Below are 25,397 nucleotides of genomic sequence, written 5' to 3' on the forward strand. Positions count from 1 at the left end.
CACTGGCGGGGAGGGACCCCTGAGTGCCAGCCCGCCACTCGCGGCTGGTGCTCAGGGTTGCCTCAAGGGTTCGGAGGCGACCGCCAGCACCAGCTGTCGACCGCCGGCTGGTGCTGAGGGTTGTTTCACGCGCCTGGAGGCAGCCCTCAGCGCCAGCCGGGAACCGGAAGCGCGGTTGGGCCCCGCCCGGGCGCGGATTTCGCGGCGGTGCACGCGGGCCAGGGGTCGCCGCGCGAGCATGCCTGGCCGATCGATGTGCCGTGGCTACCCCTTTGCATCGCACCACGACCCGACGTTTCTTGCCGGACCCGAGGGGCGGCAGTTGCACGCAATCCTGGATCGCGGACTGTCGGCGCCCCCATAGGGGCGGTCAGCGCACGCAGTCTCGGTCCGCGTGCGCTCACCGCCCCGGGGCCGCTTTTTCGCGTGCGCTCACCGCCCCGAGGGCCTGTTCTGCGTGCGTTCATCGGCTCCCCGCCGACTCGCATGCACGTACTGCGCGGGCTGTTGACCTGCGCGTAGCGGGCCCGGGCGACCGAGCTTCCTGGGCTGCTGACCGGCCCCGGCCTGGGCGCGGAGATCGGGGTCAGTCGAGATCGGTGAGGTTGAGCAGGGTGTGGAGGGCGGTGCGGCCGGCCGGGGTGAGGCGGACTGCCCGGCCGGAGCCGATGCGGGTCAGCCACTCGCGGGTCAGGAACGTTTCGCACATCCGGGCGCCGGCCAGGCCGCCGAGATGAGGGCGGCGTTCGGTCCAGTCGAGGCAAGCTCGGGCCAGCGGGCGGCGACTCGCCCGGAGCTGGTCCGGTGCGACGCCGAGCTGGTCGGTGAGCCAGGTCAGGCCCTCGTCGGTGAGGGCGAAACCGCTGGACTGGTCGAGCCGGCCGGTGCTGGTCAGCGCGTCGGTGACCGCTACGCCGAGGCGGCCGGCGAGGTGGTCGTAGCAGGTGCGGCCGCGACGCAGGGCCGCGTCGGCGGTGGCCGCGCGCAGGCCGCGAGCCGGGGGCAGGCCCGGTTCCAGGCGGGCGGTGATGTCCTCCAGCAGGGCGGCGACACCCGGATCGGCGAGCCGGACGTAGCGGTGCCGGCCCTGGCGGGCCTCGGTGAGCAGGCCGCCGCCGATCAAACGGTCCAGGTGCCCGGTGGCGGTGGACCGGGCCACTCCGGCGTGGGCGGCCAGCTCGCCGGCGGTCCAGGCGCGGCCGTCGAGCAGGGCGAGGCACATGGCCGCGCGGGTCCGGTCGGCCAGCAGTGCCGCGAACCCGGCGAGCCCCGACGCGTCAGTCATGCCGCCCATTCTCCGGCGGCGACGCTTCGGTCCCCGGCGAACTGTTCGCCCGCCAGCCGCCGGGACAGCCAATGGTCAAGATCCACCGGGAGTCGCCCACACAAAAGCCCACCCTCCCAGGGGGCTCCCCCTTGGACAGTGTGGCGGGGGGGGGGGGGGGGGGGCTGAGGGGCTGTGGATGACGCCGAACTGTGGAAACCGCAACACGCTCGACGGCCGGCACCACCAGGGGTTTTCCGCGACCACCCGCGGACGTCGCCCCGGAGGGTTTCGCGTTCTGGACGCGCCGGCGGCCAGCGAAGCCCGCAGGGGTCCCGGCGGGAGCGACGATCCGCACCCCGGCGGACGCACGACCCCAAGAATTTGATCTTGAAGTTTACCGGCCCAGCGCGGTGATCAGCTCATTCAGCGCCGGCATCCCGCCCCGCTCCAACTCCGGAGTCGGGAGCAGCGCCATCACCGGGATCGTCACGCCCGCGTCCGCATAGGCCTGCACGCGCGCCCGCACCTCGTCCGGAGCGCCGTGCACCACCAGATCGTCCACCAGTGAGTCCGGGATCGCGGCCAGCGCCCCCTTGCGGTCTCCCGCCGACCACGCCTCCCACATCGGGGTGAGCAGCTCCTCGCGGCCCAGCCAGCGGTGGAACGCGGCGTAGGCCGGGACCGTGAGGTACGACGTGATCAGCCGGCGGCCGACCGCGCGGGCGTAGGTCGCGTCGTCGGTCGGGACCACGAAGATCCGGGTGGCGACGCTGAAGTCCGGGCCGGCCTGCTTGGTCTCGGCGAGCGCGGTGTGCACGTCGGCGGCGGACAGCCAGTTGAGGATCACGCCGTCCGCCTCGGCGGCCGCCAGGTGCAGCATCTGCGGGCGCAACGCGGCGAGCATGAGCTGCGGCGGGACGGCCGGCGGGCGCTCCAGGCGGAAGCGTTTCACGGTGAACGTCGGGTAGGCCTCGTCGACCACCTCGCCGGCCAGCGCGGCCCGCAGGAAGCGGAGCATGTCGCGGCTGCGGGCGAACGGCTTGACGAAGTCGGCGGCGTTCCAGTCGCCGGCCACCACCGGGGAGGACGCGCCGATGCCGAACTGGAAGCGGCCGGGCGCGGTCTCGGCGAGCGCGGCCGCGGTCATCGCCATCAGGCCGGGCCCGCGGGTGTAGACCGGGGCGATCGCGGTGCCCAGCCGCAGCCGGGGCTCCCAGGCGGCGGCGAGGGTGAGCGGGGTGAACGCGTCGGTGCCGGCCACCTCGGCGGTCCACGCGTCGGTGAAACCCGCGTCGGCCAGGCCGTGGAAGACGGCGGCGTGGTCGGCGAGCGAAACGCCACCGAGCGGAACGGTCATGCCCCATCGCATCGACATGGTCCCGATCCTGCCGGGCCGACCGTCGTGATGTCCACCACCTGTGGATATCCCGACGCGCCGCGGTGGGTATCTTTTTGCACTGACTGGTCAGTTCAATTTGGGGGACATCATGTCGGTGCTGAGCGCGACGGCCGCCGGGGTCCGGCACCATCGGCGCTGGCTCGTCCGCGATCTCGACCTGGTGGTCGAGGCGGGCGAGACAGTCGCGGTGGTCGGTCCACCGGGCAGCGGCCGGACCAGCGCGGTGCTGGCGTTGGCGGGCCGGTTGCGGTTGTCCCAGGGCAAAATCGACCACCGTGGTACGGCGGTGCTGGGCCACGTGGCCGGTGTCAACGATCCGGAACCGGTGTTCACCGTTCACGAGCACGTCAAGGAACGGCTCGCCCTGCTCGGCCGTCCGCAGCGGGAAGCGGGCTCGGTGCCGTTGCACGGGCTCGACCCGGAGCTGCGCGGGCGGGATCTCACGCCGTACCAGCGGCAGGTGCTCGGGCTGGTGCTGGCCGGGCTGTCGTCGCCGGCGCTGGTGGCCCTGGACGGGGTGGACGCCGGGCTGGACGCGCGGGAGCGGGCCGAGCTGTGGGGGCTGCTCGGGGAGCTGACCGCGGCGGGGGTCGCGGTGCTGGTCACGGCACGGGAGGTGGATCCCGCTCGGGTGGACCGGGTGGTGCGGCTGAACGACCCGCAGGGCGGGGACGCGGGCCGGGCGGTGGTGCTGACCGCGGCGGAGTACGCGGCGGGGGAGCCGGACGTGTCGGCCGAGCCCGCCGCGGCCGAGGAGCCGATCGCGCTGACCGCAACGGATCAGCCCGCCCCGGAGACCGCGGACGTCCCGGCGGCGGACGCGGAACAGCCGGACGACGCGACTCCGGACGACGCGCCGCACGACGACGCGCCGCACGACGACGCGCCGCACGACGACGCGCAGTCCGAGGACGTGGCTCCGGTCGTACCGGAAGAGCAACCGCGAGTGGGGGATGCGGACGCCCCGGTGGAAGCGGGACCGGCGGCGGACGCCGGGGAATCGGCCGAAGGCCGTGTCGAGAGCGGCCATGACGGCGGGAAGCGGGCAGAACAGTGACCGGATTGTCGACGATCTCCCTGGCGGGGCTGGAGCTCCGCCGGTTCACCCGCAGCCGGCTGACGGCGGCGGCCCTCGCGGTCCTCGCGGTGGTGCCGCTGCTCTACGGGGCGCTGTACCTCTACGCGTTCTGGGATCCCTACGGCCACCTGAACCACATCCCGGCCGCCCTCGTCGTCGAGGACAAGCCGGCCACCGACCAGAACGGCAAGACCGTGCAGGCCGGCCGGGACCTGGCCGACAAGCTGATCGAGCGGGAGGTCTTCGACTGGCACCTGGTCGACGCGAGGACCGCCGACGCCGGGCTCGAGGACGGCAAGTACCAGATCGAGCTGCGCATCCCGGCGGACTTCTCCGGCAACCTGGCGGCCGCGCCGAACGACGCCAAGACCGCGGAGAACGCGCAGCTCAGCGCGGTCAGCGACGACTCGACCAACTACCTGTCCGGCGTTTTCGCCCGGACCGCGTTCGACGAGGTCCGGTCGGCCGCGTCGGCCAGCGCGTCGGCGAAGTACTACGACCAGATGCTGATCGGGTTCACCGACCTCAAGGCGCAGACCGAGAAGGCCGCCGACGCGGCCGGCAAGATCGCCGACGCGACCGGGAAGCTGCACTCCGGCGCACAGAAGGAAGCGGCCGGCATCGACGACGCGCACCGTGGCGCCGGGCAGATCGCCAACGGCCTGGGTGACGCCGGGCGCGGCGCGAACAAGCTCGCCGACGGCCTGAAGGAGCTGGAGTCCGGCACCACCCAGCTGTCCGCGAAGCTCGCCGAGGCGGCGGCCGGGGGCAACCGGCTGGCCTCGGCGGTGGACGGCGTGGCCGACAAGGTCGAACCGAAGCTCCGGGAGAACGCGCAGACCATCGAGTTCGCCGCAAACCTGGTCGCCGACGGCGCCACCCTGCTCGCCAAGAACGTCGGCGCCATCGACGACGCGGCCGGCCAGGCACTCAGCGACGCCAAGGAACTCCGCAGCTATCTGAACGGGCTGCCCAAGGACACCCCCGGCCTGGCCGACGCGAAACGGCTCGCGTCGCGGCTGGTCGCCGACGCCACGCGGATCCAGCGCAAGGTGGCCGCCGCCGACCTGGACGGGCTGCGCACCCGGCTCCGCGAGGTGGCGAAGGACGCCCGCGCGATCGCCGCCGCCGCGCCGCACCTGGCCGACGACGTGGCCACCGCGCGCGCCCAGGTGGACCGGCTCGCCAGCGGGCTGAACAAGCTGTCCGCCGGCGCCCAGAAGATCAAGACCGGCACCGCGAGCGCCGCGGACGGCGCGACCGACCTGAGGAACGGCGTGTACCGGCTGGCCAGCGGCGCCCGCGAGCTGAACTCCGGGCTGGCCACGCTGTCCACCGGCGGCCACAAGATCGCGAACGGGCTGGCCGACCTGCAGGACGGCGCCGGCCAGCTGGCCGACAAGCTGGCCGACGGGGCGAAGGAGATTCCGGCGTACGACGACGCGTCGCAGCGCTCCGGCGTGCTGGCCGACCCGGTCTCGCTGGACCGGGTGGTGCGCAACCCGGCCGGCACGTACGGCGTGGGCTTCGCCCCGTACTTCCTGGCCCTGGCCCTCTGGGTGGGCGCAATGATCAACTACATGCTGCTGCGCCCGTTGAACCGGCGCTACCTGGTCTCCGGCGCACCGGCCCCCCGGGTCACGCTTGCCGGTCTGCTGCCGGGGGTGCTGATGGGCCTGGTTCAAGCACTGCTTTTGTACGTCGTGGTCCGGTTCGGCCTCGGGCTCTCCCCGGTCCACCCGTGGGTGAGCCTCGGCCTGCTGTTCGGCACCGCGGCCGTCTTCGCCGGGATCATGCAGCTGATCGGGGCGGCGATCGGCGCACCCGGCCGGATCGTCGCGCTGGTCCTGCTGATGCTGCAGCTGACCTCGTCCGGCGGTACGTACCCGGTGCAGACCACTCCCTGGATCTTCCAGGCGATCCACCCGCTGCTCCCGATGACGTACGTGGTGGAGGCGATGCGGCACGCCGTCGACGGCGGCAACAGCGCCCCGATCGTGCACGGCGCCCTGATCCTGGCCGGGTTCGGCGCGGTGGCCTTCCTGCTGACCGTGCTGGTCGCCGCTCGGCAGCGCCGGCTGCGCTCCGCGGATCTGCACCCCGATCTGGTCCTCTAGCCTGGTCTGATGGCGATGGACGGGCGGAGCAGGCGGCGTGAGGACACCCGCCAGAAGCTGTACGAGGCCGCGGTCGAACTGATCGCCGAACAGGGCTTCTCAGCGACCACTGTGGACGACATCGCGCTGCGCGCCAAGGTGGCCAAGGGCACGGTCTACTACAACTTCAAGTCCAAGACGGACCTCTTCGAGGAGCTGCTGCGGCACGGCGTCGGCCTGCTCACCGCCGAGTTCCGCGCCGCGGTCGAGGGCCTGCCGGCGCGCGACGCGGTGCGGGCGCTGATCCGGGCCCAGCTGGAGTACATCCGGCGCTACCAGGCCTTCGCCCAGCTGCTGATCTCCGAGATGTGGCGGACGAACCGGGAGTGGCAGCAGACCCTGCTGCTGCTCCGGGAGCAGTCGATCGGCGTGATCGCCGAAACGGTCCAGGCCGGCGTGGACTCGGGGGAGCTGCCGGCGGAGCTGGACGTGCGGGTGGCGTCGGCGGCGCTGTTCGGCGTGGGGTTGGTGGTCGCGGTGGACTGGCTGGTCTTCCAGCCGGAGCGCCCCATCGAGGACGTCGAGGAGGCCCTGCTGGCCATCGTCCGCCGCGTCGCGTGACAACCGGTGGCGGTGCTTGCAGGCATTGACGGGGGCTTGCGTTATTGCAGGTCACGTCGGGGTGGGGCTAAAAAATCTACAGCGGCGACTCTAGAAATCGGCGGGGAACAGGCATATGTTCATTGCGTCGGCTTCGGCCGGCACTGCAACTGGCACAGACGCTGAGTTGGAGAAGGAGGACGAAATACCGCAGCAACGCGTATTGGAGACGTCCCCGACCCGACGAGAGGTGATCGCAGCCGATGCACATCACTCCGGTCGACTGCTAGCGGCACGCAGCCGGTCGACCGCCTGAGCCGGCCAGATGAGTCGGCAACAGAATTGAAAATCCAGGGCCCCGGTTACCCGCCGGGGCCCTGGACTGTTCGTCTGAGGGGACGATGCCCAGCATTGCCGACGACGCCGACCTTCCGGCGTACACCATGGGCCGGGCCGCCGAGCTGATCGGCGTCACCCCGGCCTTTCTGCGCACCCTCGACGGGACCGGGCTGATCGAGCCGGAACGGTCGGCCGGTGGGCACCGGCGGTATTCGCGGCATCAGCTCGATCTCGCGGCCCGGGTGCGGATCCTGCTCGACCAGGGTTTTCTGCTGGCCGCCGCGGTCCGGGTGGTCACCCTGGAGGACCGGCTGGCCGCCGCGCACCGGCGGATCCACGAGCTCGGCGGCACCCTCGGGCCGGGCGAGGACGCCACCATCCCGATGCAGGTCCGCCGCGAGGTGGAGGAGCACCGGCTGTGACCATGGGGCGAAACGTGTAATCGTTTCCGCATGCGATCGTGGACCATCGAAGAGTGGCGCCGGCCCGGGCCGACCGCCCGGCAGCGCCGCAGCGACCTGTGGACCGGGTTCGCGGTCGCCGCGGTCGCCGTTTTCAGCCTGTTCCTGCTGCGCAGCACCGGTTATTACCACAGTGACCACGCCCCGGCGATCCCCGAGCAGATCTTCTGGGCGGTGGTCACCACGCTGCCGCTGGCCTGGCGCCGCCGGTTCCCGGACGTGGTCGCCGTGGTGATCTCGGTGTGCTTCATCATCGCGCAGGTCCGGTTCTCGCAGGAGCAGATGATCACGACGTACGCCCTGTTCGCGGCGATCTACACGCTCGGCGCGTGGGGGCCGGACCGGCAGCGGGCGCGGATCGTGCGGCTGGTCATCATCGCGGTGATGTTCGCCTGGCTGACCGTCTCGTACGCGCTGTATCGCGACATCATCGCGGTCTCGACGTCGGACGCCTCCGGTGAGCTGCCGCAGTTCTGGTCGGCGATCTTCGTGGGTTACCTGCAGAACGTCGTGTACTTCGGCTTCACGTACCTGATGGGCGACGCGGCCTGGCACTCGGTCTGGCGCCGGCACCAGCTCGAGGAGCAGGCCGCCGAGCTGCGGGCGGCCCAGGAGGCGGCGGCCGGCCGGGCGGTGCTCGACGAACGGGTCCGGATCGCCCGGGAGCTGCACGACGTGGTCGCGCACCACGTGTCGGTGATGGGCATCCAGGCGTCCGCCTGCCGCCGGGCGCTGACCAAGGACCCGGAGAAGGCGGTCACCGCGCTGACCGCGATCGAGCACGGCGCGCGGACCGCCGTCGACGAGTTGCGCCGGATGCTGGGCGCGCTGCGGGCCAGCACGCCGGTCGCGGTGGAGGGTCCGGGCGCCGGGATCGACCGGATCGAGGAGATCGCCGATCGGGCCCGGGAGGCGGGTCTCGAGGTTCATTTCGGTACGTACGGTGAGCCGGCCGCGCTGCCCGATTCGCTGTCCCAGGCGGCCTACCGGATCGTGCAGGAGTCGGTCACCAATACCCTCAAGCACGCGCAGGCCGGCACCCTCGACATCCGCGTGCGGTATCTCGCCGGCGAGCTGGAGCTGGACGTCGCCGACGACGGCCGGGGCGGCACCGGCGCGGGGAGCAGCGGGATGGGGCTGATCGGGATGCGGGAACGGGTCACCGTGCACGACGGCACCCTGGAAGCCGGCCGCCGCAGCACCGGCGGATTCCGCGTCAGGGTCCGCTTGCCGTATTCGTCGACTGTTGGGAGCACGGCATGATCGACTGCACCGAGCGGCACCGCGCTGCGCCGAACGACGGTCTCGCAGGCGAGGGCCAGGAGAGCATGCCAAAGGCTGGCGCAGCGTGAGCATCGAAGTCCTCCTTGCGGACGACCACCGGCTGGTCCGGTCCGGGTTCCGGGTCATCCTCGAGTTGGAGGACGACATCACCGTGGTCGGTGAGGCCGCCGACGGGGCCGCCGCGGTCGAGATGGCGCTGCGGCTGCGTCCTCACGTCGTACTGATGGATGTGGAAATGCCGGAGATGAACGGCCTGGAGGCGACCCGCCGCATCGCCGCCGCCGGTGGTCCGTCGGTGTTGATCCTGACCACCTTCGACCGGGACGACTACCTGTTCGAGGCGTTGCAGGCCGGCGCGAGCGGGTTCCTGCTGAAGAACGGCACGCCGGAGGCGCTGACCGAGGCGGTCCGGGTGCTGGCCGCCGGTGACGCGCTGCTCGCCCCGGCGGTGACCCGCCGGGTGATCGCCGAGTTCAGCGCGCCCCGGCAGCGGACCCCGGAACCGGGCGTCCGCCTCGGCGAGCTGACCCCGCGGGAGCACGAGGTGCTCGTCGAGCTGGCCGGCGGCGCGACGAACGCGGAGATCGCCACGGCGTTGCACCTGGGCGAGACCACGGTGAAGACGCACGTGAGCCGGGTGCTGATGAAGATGGGCGCCCGGGATCGGACCCAGGCCGTCGTCCTCGCGTACGAGATGGGGGTCGTGCGTCCGTCGCAGGGATGACCCGCAGCCCTCCGCCGGGAGCCGGACGCCGCGGGCGGTCGTGACGCCTAGCGTCTACGGCATGAACACCGTCCTCACCGTCGACGCGGTCGACAGGTCGTTCGGTGACCGGCAGGTCCTCAAGGATGTGTCGTTCACCGTGACGACCGGTCGGCTGACCGGATTCGTCGGCGCCAACGGCGCCGGCAAGACCACCACCATGCGGATCATCCTCGGGGTCCTTGCCGCCGACCGTGGCACGGTGACCTGGCAGGGCGAGCCGCTGACCCGGGAGATCCGCCACCGCTTCGGTTACATGCCGGAGGAGCGCGGCCTCTACCCGAAGATGAGCGTGCTGGAGCAGGTCGTCTACCTGGGCCGGCTGCACGGGCTGAGCGCCGCCGAGGCCCGCAAGCGCACCCTGGTCCTGCTGGACCGGCTGGAACTGGGCGAACGCGCCGACGACCACGTGCAGAAGCTGTCGCTGGGCAACCAGCAGCGGGCGCAGATCGCCGCCGCGCTGGTGCACGACCCGGAGCTGCTGGTCCTGGACGAGCCGTTCTCCGGGCTCGACCCGCTGGCCGTCGAGAACGTGCTCGGCGTGCTGCGCGAGCGGGCCGCCGCCGGCGCCGCGGTGCTCTTCTCCAGCCACCAGCTCGACCTGGTGGAGCGGCTCTGCGACGACCTGGTGATCATCGCGGACGGCACGATCCGGGCGGCCGGCGACCGTGCCGGGCTGCGCGACCAGTACACCCTGCCGCGGTTCCGGATCGAGGTCGGTGGCGACGCCGGCTGGCTGCGCGACGAACCCGGCGTCTCCCTGGTCGACCTGGACGGCCGGACCGCGGTCTTCGACCTGGGTGACGGCGCCGAGGACCAGCAGGTGCTGCGGTCCGCCCTGGCCCGGGGCCCGGTGCACGCGTTCGGCCCGGTCCGCCCCTCGCTGGCCGAGATCTTCCGAGAGGTGATCCAGTGACCACGTTCGAAGCCGCCAAGCTGGTCGCGGCCCGGGAGATCCGGGTCAAGCTGCGCGACAAGGCCTTTCTCTGGAGCACCGCGGTCTTCCTGATCATCGTGCTCGCGTCGATGCTGCTGCCGGCGCTGCTCGACGGCGGACCCACCAAGGTCGCGGTCACCGACAGCGCCACGGTCAGCGTGCTGCAGGAGCAGGGCCTGGAGGCCCGGCTGGTGCCGGACGCCGCGACCGCCGAGCAGCTGGTGCGCGACGGCGAGGTCGACGCGGCGGTGCTGCCCGGCCCGGAGGTGATCGGGCTGGACGAGGAACCGGACGACGTGGTGCGGGCGCTCAGCACCGAGCCGCAGGTCCGGCTGCTCGACCCCAGCGACGTCAACCCGGTCGCGGCCATCGTGGTGCCGCTGGCGTTCGCGATGTTGTTCTTCTTCACCTCGTTCACCTTCGGCATGCAGATCGCGCAGAGCGTGGTCGAGGAGAAGCAGACCCGGATCGTCGAGATCCTGGTCGCCAGCGTGCCGGTCCGGGCGCTGCTGGCCGGCAAGGTGGCCGCGCTGACCGCGCTGGCCTTCGCCCAGGTGGCGCTGCTCGGCCTGGTCGCGATCGTCGGCATGACCGTCACCGAGACGGCGCCCGGACTGCTCAGCGCGGTCGCACCGGCGGTCGGCTGGTTCCTGCCGTTCTTCGCCCTCGGCTTCGTGATGCTGGCCTCGCTGTGGGCCGGGGTGGGCGCGCTCGCTTCCCGGCAGGAGGAGCTGGCCAGCACCACGATGCCGGTGCAGATGCTGGTGCTGATCCCGTTCTTCGCGGTGCTCAGCGTTCCGCACGACGGGCTGGCGATGAAGGTGCTGTCGTTCGTGCCGTTCTCGTCGCCGATCGCCATGCCGGTCCGGTTGTTCGACGGGGACGTGGCGCTGTGGGAGCCGCTGGTGGCGCTGGTGCTGCTGGTCGCCACGACGGTGGTGCTGCTGGGCGTCGGAGCCCGGGTCTACTCCGGGTCGCTGCTGCGGACCCAGGTCAAGACCTCGTTCATGGCCGCGCTGCGCAAGGCCTGATTTTTTTACGGTACGACCGGAGCGGCGTCCCGGGTCACTCCGGGAGCCGCTCCCATCGTGTCCACCGCGCCCAGCCGCGCTCGCGCAGCAGCTCCCGCATCCGTTCGATCCGCGGGTCGGCCTCGTCGGCGAGCGCGTCGATCAGGTCGAACGGCAGGTCGTCGCCGGTCGGTTCGCCCATGTCGAGCTGGCCGGCGGCGTCGGCCTGCTCGGCCAGCTCGGCCATGATGTCGGCGATCTCCTTGAGGCGCGGGTCGTCGGCCTCGTCGCCGTCGAAGACGTCCGACATCAGCTGGTACATCCGGACCACCCGGGGGTCCTCCAACTCCGCGAGCTTGCCCGGCATCCACGCGCTGACCTCCTCGGGCCAGCGCGCCGCGACCAGGATCCACCCGGACCGTTCGGCCTCGACCATCCGTTCCGAGATCCCGATCTCCCGGAGGCGGCCGAGGTAGCCGACCACCTCCGGCGGGAGGGCCAGGCTGTCCCCGGCGACCAGCAAGGCGACCCGGTGGCGACTGCGCTCCAGGCGGGCGATCTCGTCGCGCAGGTGCCGGTCGATCCCGGCGACGGTGGCGGCGAACGTGGCCGGGTCGGCGTCGAGCATCGGGCCGATCCGGGACAGCGGCACGCCGGCGTCGGCCAGCGTGCGGATCCGGATCAGGGCGACCACCGCGGTGGCGCCGTACCGCCGGTAGCCCGAGGCGTCCCGCTCCGGCTCGGGCAGCAGCCCGATCTGGTGGTAGTGCCGCACCGCCCGCACCGTGACGCCGGCGTAGGCCGCCAGTTGCCCGATCGTCAGCATGCCCTGATCCTGCCCCGATTCCCGGCCGGCCGGCTCAGGAGATCTTGCGGCGGTAGGCGAGGCCGGCGAACAGGTACGCCACCACCAGGACACCCACGCACCAGGCGAGCGCGGTCCAGATGCCGGTGCCGACCGGCTGCCCGGTGAACAGCGCCCGGATCGTGTCGACGATCGAGGTCACCGGCTGGTTCTCGGCGAACGCGCGGACCGGGCCGGGCATCGACTCGGTGGGCACGAACGCCGAGCTGACGAACGGCAGGAAGATGATCGGATAGGCGAACGCGCTCGCGCCGTCCACCGACTTCGCGGTCAGGCCGGGGATCACCGCGATCCAGGTCAGCGCGAGGGTGAACAGCGTCAGGATGCCGCCGACCGCGAGCCAGTCCAGCACGTCCGCGCCGGTCCGGAAGCCCATCAGCAGGGCGACCAGGACCACCACCACGAGCGAGGACAGGTTGGCGACCAGCGACGTCAGCACGTGCGCCCAGAGCACCGCCGAGCGGGCGATCGGCATCGACTGGAACCGCTCGAAGATGCCGCCCTGCAGGTCCAGGAAGAGCCGGTACGCGGTGTACGAGATGCCCGACGCGATCGTGATCAGCAGGATGCCGGGCAGCAGGTAGTCGACGTACGACGCGGTGCCGGTCTCGATCGCGCCGCCGAAGACGTAGACGAACAGCAGCATCATGGCGATCGGCATGATCGCGGTGGTGATGATGGTGTCCGGGCTGCGGGCGATGTGCCGCAGCGACCGGCTCAGCAGCACGGCGGTGTCGCCGGGGAAGTGCTTGCTCATCGGGCGTCCTCACCCTCGGTGCGGGCGCCGACCAGGGTGAGGAAGACGTCCTCGAGGGTCGGCTGCTTCTCGACGTACTCGATCTCGGCGGGCGGGAGCAGCTGCTTGAGCTCGGTGAGGGTGCCGTTCACGATGATCCGGCCCTGGTGCAGGATCGCGATCCGGTCGGCGAGCTGCTCCGCCTCGTCCAGGTACTGCGTGGTGAGCAGCACGGTGGTGCCGCCCTCGGCGAGCTGCTTGACGGCCGCCCAGACCTCCAGGCGTCCCTCCGGGTCCAGCCCGGTGGTCGGCTCGTCGAGGAAGATGATCGGCGGATCCCCGATCAGGCTCATCGCGATGTCCAGCCGGCGGCGCATTCCACCGGAATACGTCGCCACCCGCCGGGCGCCGGCCTCGGTCAGCGAGAAGCGCGCCAGCAGACGGTCCGCGATCGGCCCGGCGCCGGTGAGGTGGCGCAGCCGGGCGACCAGGATCAGGTTCTCCCGTCCGGTGAGCACCTCGTCGACCGCGGCGAACTGGCCGGTGAGACTGATCGACTCGCGGACGTCGCCGGGCCGGGCCACCACGTCGAAGCCGTTCACCACGACCGTCCCGGCGTCCGGCCGGAGCAAGGTGGACAGGATGCGGATCATCGTGGTCTTGCCCGCCCCGTTCGAGCCGAGCAGGGCGACGATGCTGCCGTGCGCCACGTCGAGGTCCACCCCGCGTAGCACCGTGAGTTCTTTGAAGGACTTCTGCAGGCCGCGCACCTCGATGGCGGGCCGGTCGATGGTCATGGCGGCCAGCATGGAGGGCTGACGCTGCGTCAGGGTCAAGCCGATTCACATGGCGTACGAAAAAAGCCTCGTGCCGCCGCAATTAACGCTGATCATTGACGGCCGTAACACAGCGGAGCGATCATCACGGAACCCGTGGCTCAGGTCACACCTTTCGGCAAGGGAGCTCGCGCATGAGCACTGAACCAGCCGCCGTCAGCAGCAGCACCGATGAGGAACGTCTCGCCCAACTCGGGTACAAACAGGAACTTCACCGCCGGTTGTCCGGCTTCTCCAACTTTGCCGTCTCCTTCTCGATCATCTCAATTCTGGCCGGTGCGATCACCTCCTACGGGATCGCGATGACCGCCGGCGGTCCCATGGCGATCACCCTGGGCTGGCTCTTCGTCGGCATCATGGTCACGCTGGTGGCGCTCGCGATGGCCGAGGTCTGTTCGGCCTATCCGACCGCCGGCGCGCTCTACTGGTGGGCCGCTGCGCTGGCCAAGCGGAACAAGGCCGCGTGGGCCTGGTTCATCGGATGGTTCAACTTCCTCGGCGAGGTCGCGGTCACCGCGGCGATCGACTTCGGGGCGGCGATCACCACCTCGGCGTTCCTGGGCCTGACCTTCGACATGGAGGTCACCCCGGGCCGGACCTTCCTGATCTTCCTGGTCATCATCGTGGTGCACGGGCTGCTGAACACGTTCGGCGTGAACCTGGTCCGGCTGCTCTCCGACGTCAGCGCCTGGTGGCACCTGGTCGGCGTCGCGGTGATCGTCGTGCTGCTGGCCGTGCTGCCGGACCAGCACAAGCCGATCTCCGAGGTGTTCTTCGAGGTGAAGAACTCGACCGGGTTCAGTTTCGCCGGCGCGAGCGTTTACGCCGTCCTGATCGGACTGTTGATGGCGCAGTACACCTACACCGGCTACGACGCCTCGGCGCACGTCGCCGAGGAGACCCACGACGCGGCGAACGCGGCGCCCCGCGGCATCGTGATGTCCGTGGTGGTCTCGGTGATCGCCGGGTTCGTGCTGCTGTTCGCGATCACCTGGTCCATCCAGGACTACGAGGCCGAACGGACCACCGCGCTGGCACTGCCGCCGGCCCAGATCTTCATCGACGCGGCCGGCCACAACGTCGGGGTGTTCCTGCTCTTCATCTGCATGGTCGCGCAGTGGTTCTGCGGGATGGCCTCGGTCACCGCGAACTCCCGGATGTCGTACGCGTTCGCCCGCGACGGCGCGCTGCCCGGCTCCCGGCTGTGGAAGCAGGTCAACCCGCGCACCGGCACGCCCACCAACTCGATCTGGCTGTGCGTGACGCTCTCCACGCTGCTGGTGCTGCCGTCGTTGTGGAGCACCACGGCGTACGCGGCGGCCACCTCGATCGCGGTGATCGGCCTCTACATCGCGTACGTCGGACCGGTCTTCCTGCGCCGCCGCCTCCCGGACTTCCAGCCCGGTCCGTGGAACCTCGGAAAGTGGAGCGCCCCGATCGGGTGGGCGTCGATCGTCTGGGTAATCGTCATCTGTGTGCTGTTCGTGCTTCCGGTCAGTGGCCCGGTCACCGCGGCGAACTTCAACTACACGATCGTCGCGGTGGTCGTGGTGCTCGGCGGAGCGACGATCTGGTGGTTCGCGAGTGCCCGCAAGTGGTTCACCGGGCCCAAGTCGAACCTCTTGGACGCGGCAGCACACGGTGAGCCGACCATGCCGGCTGCTGACGGCTGATGGAAGAGCTGCAGGCAGCACACGGTGAGCCGACCCTGCCGACGCCCAACGACTGATAGGACTGGACCATGGATCTCGAGGACCTCGACGTAGCGGTCGGCAACGGATCGATCGACACCGTGCTGCTCGCGCTCACCGACATGCAGGGGCGGTTGCAGGGCAAACGGCTGCACGGCCGGTACTTCATGGACGAGGTGGTCAGCGGCGGCAGCGAGGGCTGCAACTACCTGCTGGCCGTGGACGTCGACATGAACACCGTCGACGGGTACGAGATGTCCTCCTGGTCCACCGGATACGGCGACTTCGTGATGCGGCCGGACTTCGACACGCTGCGGCGGGTGCCGTGGCAGCCGGGCACCGCGATGGTCCTCGCCGACCTGTACGACACCGCGGGCGAGCCGGTCCGGCCCTCCCCGCGGCAGATCCTGCGCCGCCAGCTGGACCGGCTGGCGGCGCACGGCCTGACCGCGTTCGCCGGCACCGAGCTGGAGTTCGTGCTCTACCGGGACACCTACGAGCAGGCGTTCAGCAAGCGGTACCGGGACCTCACCCCGGCCAACCAGTACAACGTGGACTACTCGCTGCTCGGCACCGCCCGGGTCGAGCCGCTGCTGCGCCGGATCCGCAACGACATGTACGGCGCCGGACTGCTACCGGAGAGCGCCAAGGGCGAGTGCAACTTCGGTCAGCACGAGATCGCGTTCAAGTACGCCGACGCGCTCACCGCGGCCGACAACCACGTGATCTACAAGAACGGCGCGAAGGAGATCTCCGCCCAGGAGGGGATGGCGCTGACCTTCATGGCCAAGCCGAACGAGCGGGAGGGCAACTCCTGCCACATCCACTTCTCGCTGCGCGGCGAGGACGGCCGGTCGGCGATGCTCGGCGACGGGCCGGCCCACCTCAGTGAGACCGGTCAGCAGGTGCTCGCCGGGCTGCTCGCCACCATGCGCGAGTTCAGCCTGCTGTTCGCGCCGAACGTCAACTCGTACAAGCGGTACCAGCCGGGCTCGTTCGCGCCGACGGCGCTGCGCTGGGGCGTGGACAACCGGACCTGCGCGCTGCGGATCGCCGGGCACGGCGAGGGCATGCGGGTGGAGAACCGGGTGCCGGGCGGGGACGTGAACCCGTACCTGGCGATCGCGGCGCTGGTGGCCGGCGCCCTGCACGGGATCGAGAACGGGCTGTCGCTGGAGGCGGAGTTCGCCGGGAACGCCTACGGGGATCCGGACGCGGAGCGGGTGCCGACGACGCTGCGGGAGGCGACCGGGTTGTGGGCGTCCAGCTCGGTGGCGGAAGCGGCGTTCGGGGCGGACGTGGTCGCCCACTACGCCAACATGGGACAGGTGGAGCTGGCCGCTTTCGACGCCGCGGTCACCGACTGGGAGCTGCGCCGCGGCTTCGAACGCCTCTGACCCCGGCCAGCGTGTGAAGTTCGGGTGCGCTCCGCGCCCGAACTCCCCACGCAAGGTGGGGGCAGGGCGAGTGTGTGAAGTTTGGGTGCGCTGGGCGCCGAAACTTCACACGCAAGGTGGGGGCGGGGTGAGTGTGTGAAGTTTGGGTGCGCTGGGCGCCGAAAGTTCACACGGCGCGTGGAAGGATCTCGGCGTGGGGACTACTGAGGTGATCAACCCGGCGACGGGTGCGGCCTTCACGACCGTACCGTCGCTGGATCTGGCCGGGACCGACGCGGCGATCGAGCGTGCCCAGCAAGCTTTCGCGTCCTGGCGCGCGGTCGCGCCCGGCGACCGGGCGCGGCTGCTGCGACGCTTCGCCCAGGTGGTCGAGGACCACCTGGAGGAGCTGGCGCAGCTGGAGGTGCGCAACGCCGGGCACACCATCGGCAACGCGCGCTGGGAGGCGGGCAACGTCCGGGACGTGCTGAACTACTACGCCGGCGCGCCGGAACGGCTGTCCGGCCGGCAGATCCCGGTGGCCGGCGGCATCGACGTGACGTTCCACGAGCCGCTCGGCGTGGTCGGGATCATCGTGCCGTGGAACTTCCCGATGCCGATCGCCGGCTGGGGTTTCGTGCCGGCGCTGGCGGCCGGCAACACGGTGGTGCTCAAGCCGGCCGAACTCACCCCGCTGACCGCGATCCGGCTCGGCGAGCTGGCCCTCGAGGCCGGCCTGCCGGAGCACGTCTTCCAGGTGCTGCCGGGCAAGGGCAGCGTGGTGGGGCAGCGGTTCGTCACCCACCCGGCGGTCCGCAAGGTCTGCTTCACCGGCTCCACCGAGGTGGGCAAGTCGATCATGGCGGGCTGCGCGGACCAGGTGAAGCGGGTGACGCTGGAGCTGGGCGGCAAGAGCGCCAACATCGTCTTCGCGGACGCCGACCTCGAGGCCGCCGCGGCGGCCGCGCCCGGCGCGGTCTTCGACAACGCGGGTCAGGACTGCTGCGCCCGTTCGCGGTTGCTGGTCGAGGCTTCGGTGTACGACAAGTTCCTCGCCCTGTTCGAGTCATCCGTCACGAAATTCCGGGTGTCGGACCCGTCGGACGAGAAGTCGGATATGGGCCCGCTGATCTCTTCCGGTCAGCGGGAGACGGTGGCGGGGTTTGTCGCCGAGGCCGATGTGGCTTTCCGTGGTGACGCCCCGACCGGCGAGGGCTTCTGGTTCCCGCCCACGGTGCTGCTGGCCGGGTCCACAACAGACCGGCACTGGCGCGAGGAGATCTTCGGCCCGGTCGTCAGCGTGCTGCCGTTCCGCGATGAGGCCGAGGCGATCCGGCTCGCCAACGACTCCGAGTACGGCCTCTCCGGCTCGATCTGGACCCGCGACGTGGGCCGGGCGCTGCGGGTCTCCCGTGCGGTGGAGACCGGCGCGCTGAGTGTCAACAGCAACTCGTCGGTGCGGTACTGGACCCCGTTCGGCGGGATGAAGCAGTCCGGCCTCGGCCGCGAACTGGGTCCGGACGCGCTGCTGTCGTTCACCGATGTCAAGAACGTGTTCATTTCGATGGGAGCTTGAGTGGAGCGTCTTCAGGACCGGGTCGCCGTGATCACCGGCGCCGGCAGTGGAATCGGGCTGGCGACTGCCCGGCGGTTCGCCGCCGAGGGCGCTTTCGTGGTCTGCGTCGACATCTCCGCGGATGCCGGCAAGGCCATCGCCGAGGAGGTGGGCGGCGAGTTCGTGGCCTGCGACGTGAGCGACGAGGAGCAGGTCAAGGCGCTCTTCGACGGGGTCGCCGAGCGGCACGGGCGGGTGGACATCGCGTTCAACAACGCCGGCATCTCGCCGCCCGACGACGACTCGATCCTGGTCACCGGCATCGAGGCGTGGGAACGCGTGCTCCGGGTCAACACCACGTCGGTCTTCTTCTGCTGCAAGTACGCGATCCCGCACATGCAGCGGCAGGGCAAGGGCTCGATCATCAACACCGCCTCGTTCGTGGCGCTGCTCGGCGCGGCGACGTCGCAGATCGCGTACACCGCGAGCAAGGGCGGGGTGCTGGCGATGACCCGGGAGCTGGGCGTGCAGTTCGCCCGGGAAGGCATCCGGATCAACGCGCTCTGCCCCGGCCCGGTGGCCACCCCGCTGCTGATGGACCTGTTCGCCAAGGACCCGGAGCGGGCCGCCCGGCGGCTGGTGCACGTACCGATGGGCCGGTTCGCCGAGCCCGCCGAGATCGCCGCCGCGGTGGCGTTCCTGGCCAGCGACGACGCCTCGTTCATGACCGCGTCCCAGTTCGTCGTCGACGGCGGCATCACCGGCGCGTATGTAACTCCGCTGTAAACGTTTAGGCACCCCTCGGCGCGGGCACGAGATCCCCAGTACAGGGGTCGAATCCCTGTTCAGGCGGGTCTTGCTCCCCGTCTGAGGCAGGTCGGAAGGGGCCCGTGGCGCGGCGCCGGATCTCCGGCGCCGCGCGCCTGTACGGGGCATCCGGCCGAGGCGTGACTACGGTGGTGCGATGCGTCCGATCATCGGGATGACGACATATGTGATGCCCGCCTCGTGGGGCGTGTGGCGCGATCTCCCGACCACCCTGATCCCGTACGACTACACCGCCGCGGTCACCGAGGCCGGCGGCCGGGTGGTGCTGCTGCCCCCGGACGACCTGGACACCGACGTGCTCCGGATGCTGGACGGCCTGGTGGTCTCCGGCGGCCCGGACATCGGCCCGGAGCTGTACGGCGCCGAACCCGGCCCGCACACCGTCACCCACCCCGACCGGGACGCCGCCGAGATGCCGCTGCTGCGCGCCGCCCTGGACCGTGACCTGCCGGTCCTCGGCGTCTGCCGTGGCATGCAGCTGCTCGTCGCGGCGTCCGGCGGCACCCTGCACCAGCACCTGCCGGACGTGCTCGGCCACGAACGGCACCGGGTCGCTCCCGGGGTCTACAGCGACCATGACGCCGTCTTCACCCCCGGCAGCCGGATCGCCGGACTGATGGGTGCGGACGTGACCATCAACTGCTTCCACCACCAGGGCGTCTCCGATCCCGGGACCCTGACCGTCACCGGACGGGCCGAGGACGGCCTGCCCGAGGCGGTCGAGGACCCGGAGCGGCGGTTCGTGCTCGGCGTGCAGTGGCACCCCGAGGTGCGCCGGGACCGGCGGCTCTTCGGAGCTCTGGTGGGGGCGGCGGCGGAACGGATCTGAGGAGGGCACCACCCTGATGCGCAGACCGATGATCGGCCTCACCTCGTACGCCCAGCATGTGCGGTTCGGCCGCAACGACATGATGGCCGGCATGCTGCCGATGACCTACGTCAAGGCGGTGCACGCGACGGGCGGCCGGGCGTTGCTGATCACGCCGGACGACCCCGGCACCGACGTGCTGGAGTGCCTCGACGGCATCGTGTTCACCGGCGGCGGCGACGTCGACCCGGCGCACTACGGCGCCGAGCCGCACCCGGAGACCGAGGTGGACGCGGTGCGCGACGCGGCCGAGCTGCTGCTGATGCGCGCCGCGCTCGCCGCCGACCTGCCGGTGCTCGGGGTGTGCCGCGGACTGCAGGTGATGGCGGTGGCCACCGGCGGCGCGCTGCACCAGCACCTGCCCGACCTGATCAACCACGACCGGCACCGGGCCCACGCCGGCACCGACCCGCTGGCCGCGAGCGCCGGCGACTACGGCCGGCACGACGTGGTGACCACCCCCGGCAGCCTGGCCTGCGACCTGCTCGGCCGGCGTACCTCGGTGAACTCGTTCCACCACCAGGCGGTGGCCGACCCGGGTGAGTTCGTGGCCACCGGCTGGTGCCCGGACGACCGGGTCGTGGAGGTCATCGAGCATCCCGGGCGGGGTTTCGCGCTGGGCGTGCAGTGGCATCCGGAACGCACCACCGACCTGCGGGTCTTCGCCGCGCTGGTCCAGGCCGCGCTGGTGAACCGGGCCGGGCCGGCCGACCGGGTCGCGCCGGTGCCGGGCGAGGTCCCGGCGGCCGTATAGCGGGATACCGGGTCGCCGGGCGGCGCCGCACCGGGCAGCATGGCGGGCATGAAGGTGCATGAGGGGATCAACGGGCGGCTGCGGGACTTCATCGCGGCCCAGCAGATGTTCTTCGTGGCGACCGCGCCGTCCGGCGACGGCGGCCGGGTCAACGTCTCACCCAAGGGCATGACCGGCACGTTCGCCATCCTCGGCGAGCACCGGGTGGCGTATCTCGACTTCCACGGCAGCGGCGCGGAGACCATCGCGCACCTGCGGGAGAACGGCCGGATCACGCTGATGTTCTGCGCCTTCCAGGGCCCGCCGAACATCGTCCGGCTGCACGGCGCCGGCCGGGCGATCCCGGTCACCGATCCGGAGTACGCCGCGATGCTGCCGCTGTTCGGCGCGGCCGAGGACACCCACGGCGGCCGGTCGATCATCGACGTCGCGGTCGACCGGGTCAGTGACTCCTGCGGATACTCGGTGCCGCTGATGGCGTACGAGGGCGATCGGGATCTGCTCATCCGCGCCCACGAGCGCCGCGACGACGAGGCCCTCGCCGAGTACCGTCGGGTGAAGAACGGCGCCAGCATCGACGGGTTGCCGATCTTCGGCTGAGCGTGCCGGGCGACCCGATGTTAACGTGCGTCGGGAGCCGGACTTTCCGGTCAACCGAACCCCCGCGGAGGCTTCGATGGGTGCCCTGCCGGCCCGGCTGCGCGTCGCGTTCGAGCGCGGCGGCGAGATGGGCCGCCGGATGGCCACCCTGGACTGGTCCACGTCGCCGGCCGGCGACCCGTCCACCTGGCCGCCGGAGCTGGCCGGCGCGGTGATCACGGCGCTCGCCTCCCGCGCGCAGATCTGCATCTTCTGGGGCCCCGAGCACGCGGTGTTCTACAACGACGGGTACATCCCGGTGACCGGCAGCAAGCACCCGGAGCACCTCGGCCGTCCCGGCGCCGAGATGTGGGCCGAGGCCTGGGAGATGATCCACGACCTGTTCCGCCGGGTGCACGACGCCGACGAGGCGTTCTACGCCGGCGACCTGCTCTTCATGCTGGAACGGTACGGCTTCCTGGAGGAGACGTACTTCGACATCTCGTACGACCCGATCCGGGGCGCGGACGGCTCGATCACCGGGATCAGCTGCATCGTCGCCGAGACCACCGGCCGGGTGCTGGGGGAGCGGCGGGTGCGGACCCTCTCCGCGCTGGGCCGCCGCCTGGCGGGCTCGCCCGACCCGGCCGCGCTGGCCGCCGAGGCCGCCGCGGTGCTCGGCGAGAACGCCAACGACGTGCCGTTCGCCGCCGTGGTGCTGGACGGGCAGGGCGCGCACCCGGCGATCCGTGCGGTGATCGCCAGCGGTCGCCCGGGCCGGGTGCCGCTCGCCGAGGTGACCGAGCCGGCCGCCGGGGCCGCCGACGAGGCGCTGGTGCTGCCGATCGGCGCCGGCGCGGAGACGGTCGGCGCGGTGGTCGTCGGGGTGAGCCGGTTCCTGCGGCTGGAGGGCGACTACCGCGACTTCCTCGACCTGGCCGCGGCGCAGATCTCCCAGGCGGTGGCGACCGCCCGGGCCTACGCGCAGGAGCGCCGCCGGGCCGCCGAGCTGGCCGCGCTGGACCAGTCCAAGATCGACTTCTTCTCGAACGTCAGCCACGAGTTCCGTACCCCGCTGACCCTGATCCTGGGGCCGCTGGAGGATCTGCTCGACGCGCCGGACACCACGCCCGTGCTGCGCGACCGGCTGCTCCCGGTGCACCGCAACGGCTTGCGCCTGCTCAAGCTGGTCAACACGGTGCTGGACTTCTCCCGGCTGGAGTCCGGGCGGATGCGCGCGGTCTACCGGCCCACCGATCTGGCCGGGCACACCGCGCGGCTGGCCACCGCGTTCCGGCCGGCCACCGACCGGGCCGGGCTGGAGCTGGTGATCGAGACGCCGCCGTCCCCCGTACGAGTACACGTGGACCACGAACTGTGGGAGAAGATCGTCTTCAACCTGCTCTCGAACGCGGTGAAGTTCACCCGCGAGGGACGGGTCGACGTCCGTGTCGGGGTGACCGGCAGCCACGCCGAACTCTGCGTCCGGGACACCGGTGTCGGCATCCCGGCGAGTGAGCAGCCCCTGCTGTTCGACCGGTTCCACCGGGTCACCGGCGCCTGGTCGCGCAGCCACGAGGGCACCGGCATCGGGCTGGCACTGGTCCGCGAGCTGGCCGAGCTGCACGGCGGATCGGTCGAGGTGCACAGCGAGCTCGGCGTCGGCAGCGAGTTCACGGTCCGGATCCCGTTCGGCGCCGCGCACCTGCCGGCCGAGCGGATCGACGACGACCCGGCCCCGGTGCCGGCCGGCGCCGACTCACGCCTCTGGGTCGACGAGGCCGCCTGGTGGGCCGGCGACGGCGAACCCGCGGCCCGCCCGGCGCCGGACCGCGGCGACGAGGACGAACCCGGGACTCGGCCGGCGCCGGACCGCCACGGTGGGCGGATCCTGCTCGCCGACGACAACGCCGACCTGCGCGAGCACGTGACCCGGCTGCTCAGCCCGTACTGGGAGGTGGTCGGCGCGGTGGACGGCGAGTCCGCCCTGGCGCTGGCCCGGGAACGGCCGTTCGACCTGGTGCTGACGGACGTGATGATGCCCGGGATGGACGGCTTCGCGCTGATCGCCGCGCTCCGCGCCGACCAGCGCACCCGGGACGTGCCGATCGTGGTGCTCTCGGCCCGGGCCGGCGAGGAGTCCGCGGTCGAGGGCCTCGCCGCCGGGGCCGACGACTACCTGGTCAAACCGTTCTCCACCCGGGAGCTGACCGCGCGGGTCCGGGCCAACCTGGAACTCGGCCAGCTGCGCCGGGAGACGGTCAACCGGCTGCGCGGCCTCGTCGACGCGGCCGTGGCGCTGAACGCGGTGGCCGGCACCGCCGAGGTGCTCGACCTGGCCGCCCGGCACGCGCTGGCGATGACCTCGGCCGGCCGGGTGGTGGTGGCCGCCGGCCCGGACGCGCACGCCGAACGGGACGCCGGCGCCGAGGTGGGTGAAGAACCGGACCTGGTGCTGCCCCTGCCGGACACCGCCGGGGTGTCCCTCGGCGAGCTGCGGGTCTGGTCCGGGCCGGACGGGCCGGTCGAGCCGATGGTGCTCACCCAGCTGGCCCGGCTGATCGGGTTGCGGCTGGCCAACGCCCGGCTCTACGAGAGCGAACACCGGATCGCCAGCACCCTGCAGCACAGCCTGCTCCCGCAGTCCCTGCCCCGGGTCCCCGGCGCCGTGGTGGCCAGCCGGTACGTCGCGGGCAGCAGCGAGGCCCGGGTCGGCGGCGACTGGTACGACGTGATCGCCGCCCCGGACGGCGGGCTCTTCCTGGTCATCGGCGACGTGGTCGGCAAGGGCGTGCAGGCCGCCGCCGCGATGGGGCAGCTGCGCAACGCGCTCCGGGCGTACGTACTCGAAGGTTTTGATTGCGGAGCGGCCCTGAGCCGCCTCAACCGCCTGGTGGACACGCTCGGCCGGCGGCAGTTCGCGACAGTGCTCTGTGTACGGTTCGATCCACGCACGGGGGTGATCCGGTACTCCTCGGCCGGCCACCCGCCGCCGATCCGGATCACTCGCGGCGAGCCGGGCGTGTTCGTCTACACCAGCGCGCTCGGCCCGCCGATCGGCGCGCTCGGCCACGTGACCTACCCGACCCGGACGGCGCAGCTCACTCCGGGCGACCGGCTGCTGCTCTACACCGACGGGCTGGTCGAGGACCGCCGGCAGGGCATCGACGCCGGCCTGGCCGAGCTGACCGCGGACGCGGCGGCGCCCACCGAGCACGTCGAAGATCTGCTGGACGCACTACTGGCCAAGGCCACCCGACAGGAGAGGCGGGACGACATCGCGATGATCGCGCTGGAGGCGACCGAGCCCCGTGAGTTCGTCATGCGGCTGCCCTCCGACCCGACCCGGCTCAGCGTGGTCCGCAAGCGGCTGGAGGACTTCCTGACCGCGCACGCGGTCCCGGAGGCGGACCTGTTCGACCTGATCGTGGCGGTCTCCGAGGCCGCGGCGAACGCGATCGAGCACCCGATCGACCCGGCCGAGCCGGTGATCGTCGTGGAGGCGTCGGTGGAGCCGGACGCGATCATCGTGATCGTCCGGGACACCGGGCGGTGGCGGCCGGCCACCGACGCCGGGTTCCGCGGGCGCGGGCTGGCGCTGATCGGCGCGCTGACCGAGCTGTCCGTGCACCGCTCCGCGGAGGGCACCGCGGTGACCTTGCGAAGGCCGATCAGCCGGGCTGATCTGTCTGCGCCGGCCTGAGCCAGGGCTGTTCACCGAGGCCGGAGATGTCCAGCACCCGGCGGACCCGGTCGGACGGGAACACCTCGAACGCCCCCGGGTAGACCTCGGCGAGCCGGACCAGGGTGTGGATGGCGGCCGAGTCGAAGAACGACACGGCCCGCAGGTCGATCGTCGCGCCGGTGATCCGGGCCGGGGTGGCGGCCTGGAAGAGGGCGTCAGCGGTGGCCATGTCCACCTCACCGGTCACGGTCACGGTGACCCGGTCGCCGGTGACCACGCCGGTCGCCGAGAATGTCGGGTCCTCGCCCTCTTGATCCACGATTACACGATTTCACAGCGTGCTGGGAGCGGCAAGGACACCACCGAACGAGGCCTCGGGCGGCGGATAGG

The 25,397-nt window shown here is 71.6% G+C and carries 22 protein-coding genes; 16 read left to right on the top strand and 6 right to left on the bottom strand.

Annotated elements, in window-relative coordinates:
* Positions 1 to 586 precede the first annotated feature (586 nt).
* Both ADL15_RS13265 and ADL15_RS13270 read right to left on the bottom strand, forming a co-directional pair.
* A complete protein-coding gene (locus ADL15_RS13265) occupies positions 587 to 1,285 on the bottom strand; it encodes an ArsR/SmtB family transcription factor (protein WP_067689738.1) in 699 nt (232 codons plus the stop codon).
* A gap of 376 nt (positions 1,286 to 1,661) precedes the next feature.
* Positions 1,662 to 2,642, bottom strand: coding sequence for an LLM class F420-dependent oxidoreductase (locus tag ADL15_RS13270; protein WP_232344067.1), 981 nt, complete (start codon positions 2,640 to 2,642; stop codon positions 1,662 to 1,664).
* A 112-nt stretch (positions 2,643 to 2,754) separates the two neighbouring features.
* Between ADL15_RS13270 and ADL15_RS13275 the strand changes: the two genes are divergently transcribed.
* The 8 genes from ADL15_RS13275 to ADL15_RS13310 all read left to right on the top strand — a co-directional run bounded on the left by ADL15_RS13275 (position 2,755) and on the right by ADL15_RS13310 (position 11,255).
* Positions 2,755 to 3,723, top strand: coding sequence for an ATP-binding cassette domain-containing protein (locus tag ADL15_RS13275; RefSeq protein WP_067689160.1), 969 nt, complete (start codon positions 2,755 to 2,757; stop codon positions 3,721 to 3,723).
* Positions 3,720 to 5,861: a YhgE/Pip family protein gene (locus tag ADL15_RS13280; RefSeq protein ID WP_232344070.1), complete on the top strand. Its 2,142-nt coding sequence runs from the start codon at positions 3,720 to 3,722 to the stop codon at positions 5,859 to 5,861. The genes ADL15_RS13275 and ADL15_RS13280 overlap by 4 nt, the downstream gene beginning before the upstream one ends.
* 15 nt (positions 5,862 to 5,876) lie before the next feature.
* Complete coding sequence (locus ADL15_RS13285) at positions 5,877 to 6,461, top strand: TetR/AcrR family transcriptional regulator (RefSeq protein ID WP_067689744.1); 585 nt, start codon at positions 5,877 to 5,879, stop codon at positions 6,459 to 6,461.
* A 380-nt stretch (positions 6,462 to 6,841) separates the two neighbouring features.
* Positions 6,842 to 7,201 carry a MerR family transcriptional regulator gene (locus ADL15_RS13290; RefSeq protein WP_067689162.1) on the top strand — a complete coding sequence of 120 codons (360 nt, stop codon included), beginning with the start codon at positions 6,842 to 6,844 and terminating at the stop codon, positions 7,199 to 7,201.
* Positions 7,202 to 7,231: 30 nt separating this feature from the next.
* The gene (locus tag ADL15_RS13295) at positions 7,232 to 8,503 is read left to right on the top strand and encodes a sensor histidine kinase (RefSeq protein WP_067689164.1); all 1,272 of its coding nucleotides are present in this window, start codon (positions 7,232 to 7,234) and stop codon (positions 8,501 to 8,503) included.
* An 85-nt stretch (positions 8,504 to 8,588) separates the two neighbouring features.
* Positions 8,589 to 9,248: a response regulator gene (locus tag ADL15_RS13300; RefSeq protein ID WP_067689166.1), complete on the top strand. Its 660-nt coding sequence runs from the start codon at positions 8,589 to 8,591 to the stop codon at positions 9,246 to 9,248.
* 61 nt (positions 9,249 to 9,309) lie between these two features.
* Entirely contained in the window at positions 9,310 to 10,203 is an 894-nt protein-coding gene (locus tag ADL15_RS13305) for an ABC transporter ATP-binding protein (RefSeq protein WP_067689169.1), read from the top strand.
* Positions 10,200 to 11,255: an ABC transporter permease gene (locus ADL15_RS13310; RefSeq protein ID WP_067689172.1), complete on the top strand. Its 1,056-nt coding sequence runs from the start codon at positions 10,200 to 10,202 to the stop codon at positions 11,253 to 11,255. The genes ADL15_RS13305 and ADL15_RS13310 overlap by 4 nt, the downstream gene beginning before the upstream one ends.
* Positions 11,256 to 11,289: 34 nt before the next feature.
* On the opposite strand, the gene ADL15_RS13315 is transcribed toward ADL15_RS13310, so the two are convergent.
* From ADL15_RS13315 to ADL15_RS13325, 3 genes are read right to left on the bottom strand one after another with little or no spacing between them, the layout of a single operon-like run.
* Positions 11,290 to 12,060, bottom strand: a complete 771-nt coding sequence (locus tag ADL15_RS13315; RefSeq protein ID WP_067689174.1) for a MerR family transcriptional regulator — start codon at positions 12,058 to 12,060, stop codon at positions 11,290 to 11,292.
* 34 nt (positions 12,061 to 12,094) lie between these two features.
* Positions 12,095 to 12,856 (bottom strand): ABC transporter permease, encoded by a 762-nt coding sequence (locus ADL15_RS13320; protein ID WP_067689177.1) that lies wholly within the window; start codon positions 12,854 to 12,856, stop codon positions 12,095 to 12,097.
* On the bottom strand, positions 12,853 to 13,644 hold the full coding sequence (locus ADL15_RS13325) for an ABC transporter ATP-binding protein (RefSeq protein WP_394326932.1): 792 nt from the start codon (positions 13,642 to 13,644) through the stop codon (positions 12,853 to 12,855). The genes ADL15_RS13320 and ADL15_RS13325 overlap by 4 nt, the downstream gene beginning before the upstream one ends.
* Before the next feature lie 161 nt (positions 13,645 to 13,805).
* Here ADL15_RS13325 and ADL15_RS13330 point away from each other — a divergent pair, with 161 nt between their 5' ends.
* The 8 genes from ADL15_RS13330 to ADL15_RS13365 all read left to right on the top strand — a co-directional run bounded on the left by ADL15_RS13330 (position 13,806) and on the right by ADL15_RS13365 (position 25,025).
* On the top strand, positions 13,806 to 15,344 hold the full coding sequence (locus ADL15_RS13330; protein ID WP_067689180.1) for an amino acid permease: 1,539 nt from the start codon (positions 13,806 to 13,808) through the stop codon (positions 15,342 to 15,344).
* A 68-nt stretch (positions 15,345 to 15,412) separates the two neighbouring features.
* Complete coding sequence (locus tag ADL15_RS13335; RefSeq protein WP_067689183.1) at positions 15,413 to 16,759, top strand: glutamine synthetase family protein; 1,347 nt, start codon at positions 15,413 to 15,415, stop codon at positions 16,757 to 16,759.
* Between the two features lie 193 nt (positions 16,760 to 16,952).
* Positions 16,953 to 18,314, top strand: a complete 1,362-nt coding sequence (locus tag ADL15_RS13340; protein WP_067689186.1) for an aldehyde dehydrogenase family protein — start codon at positions 16,953 to 16,955, stop codon at positions 18,312 to 18,314.
* Positions 18,315 to 19,079, top strand: coding sequence for a 3-oxoacyl-ACP reductase (locus ADL15_RS13345; protein WP_067689189.1), 765 nt, complete (start codon positions 18,315 to 18,317; stop codon positions 19,077 to 19,079).
* 178 nt (positions 19,080 to 19,257) lie between these two features.
* On the top strand, positions 19,258 to 19,950 hold the full coding sequence (locus tag ADL15_RS13350; protein WP_067689193.1) for a gamma-glutamyl-gamma-aminobutyrate hydrolase family protein: 693 nt from the start codon (positions 19,258 to 19,260) through the stop codon (positions 19,948 to 19,950).
* Positions 19,951 to 19,966: 16 nt separating this feature from the next.
* Complete coding sequence (locus ADL15_RS13355) at positions 19,967 to 20,743, top strand: gamma-glutamyl-gamma-aminobutyrate hydrolase family protein (RefSeq protein ID WP_067689196.1); 777 nt, start codon at positions 19,967 to 19,969, stop codon at positions 20,741 to 20,743.
* 48 nt (positions 20,744 to 20,791) lie between these two features.
* Positions 20,792 to 21,343 (top strand): pyridoxamine 5'-phosphate oxidase family protein, encoded by a 552-nt coding sequence (locus ADL15_RS13360; protein WP_067689750.1) that lies wholly within the window; start codon positions 20,792 to 20,794, stop codon positions 21,341 to 21,343.
* 76 nt (positions 21,344 to 21,419) lie between these two features.
* A complete protein-coding gene (locus tag ADL15_RS13365; protein ID WP_067689199.1) occupies positions 21,420 to 25,025 on the top strand; it encodes a SpoIIE family protein phosphatase in 3,606 nt (1,201 codons plus the stop codon).
* On the opposite strand, the gene ADL15_RS13370 is transcribed toward ADL15_RS13365, so the two are convergent.
* Positions 24,994 to 25,326, bottom strand: coding sequence for an STAS domain-containing protein (locus ADL15_RS13370; RefSeq protein WP_067689202.1), 333 nt, complete (start codon positions 25,324 to 25,326; stop codon positions 24,994 to 24,996). The two genes, ADL15_RS13365 and ADL15_RS13370, sit on opposite strands and share 32 nt — an antisense overlap.
* Positions 25,327 to 25,397: the final 71 nt, after the last annotated feature.

The sequence above is a fragment of the Actinoplanes awajinensis subsp. mycoplanecinus genome, assembly GCF_001509495.1.
Classification (GTDB): domain Bacteria; phylum Actinomycetota; class Actinomycetes; order Mycobacteriales; family Micromonosporaceae; genus Actinoplanes; species Actinoplanes palleronii.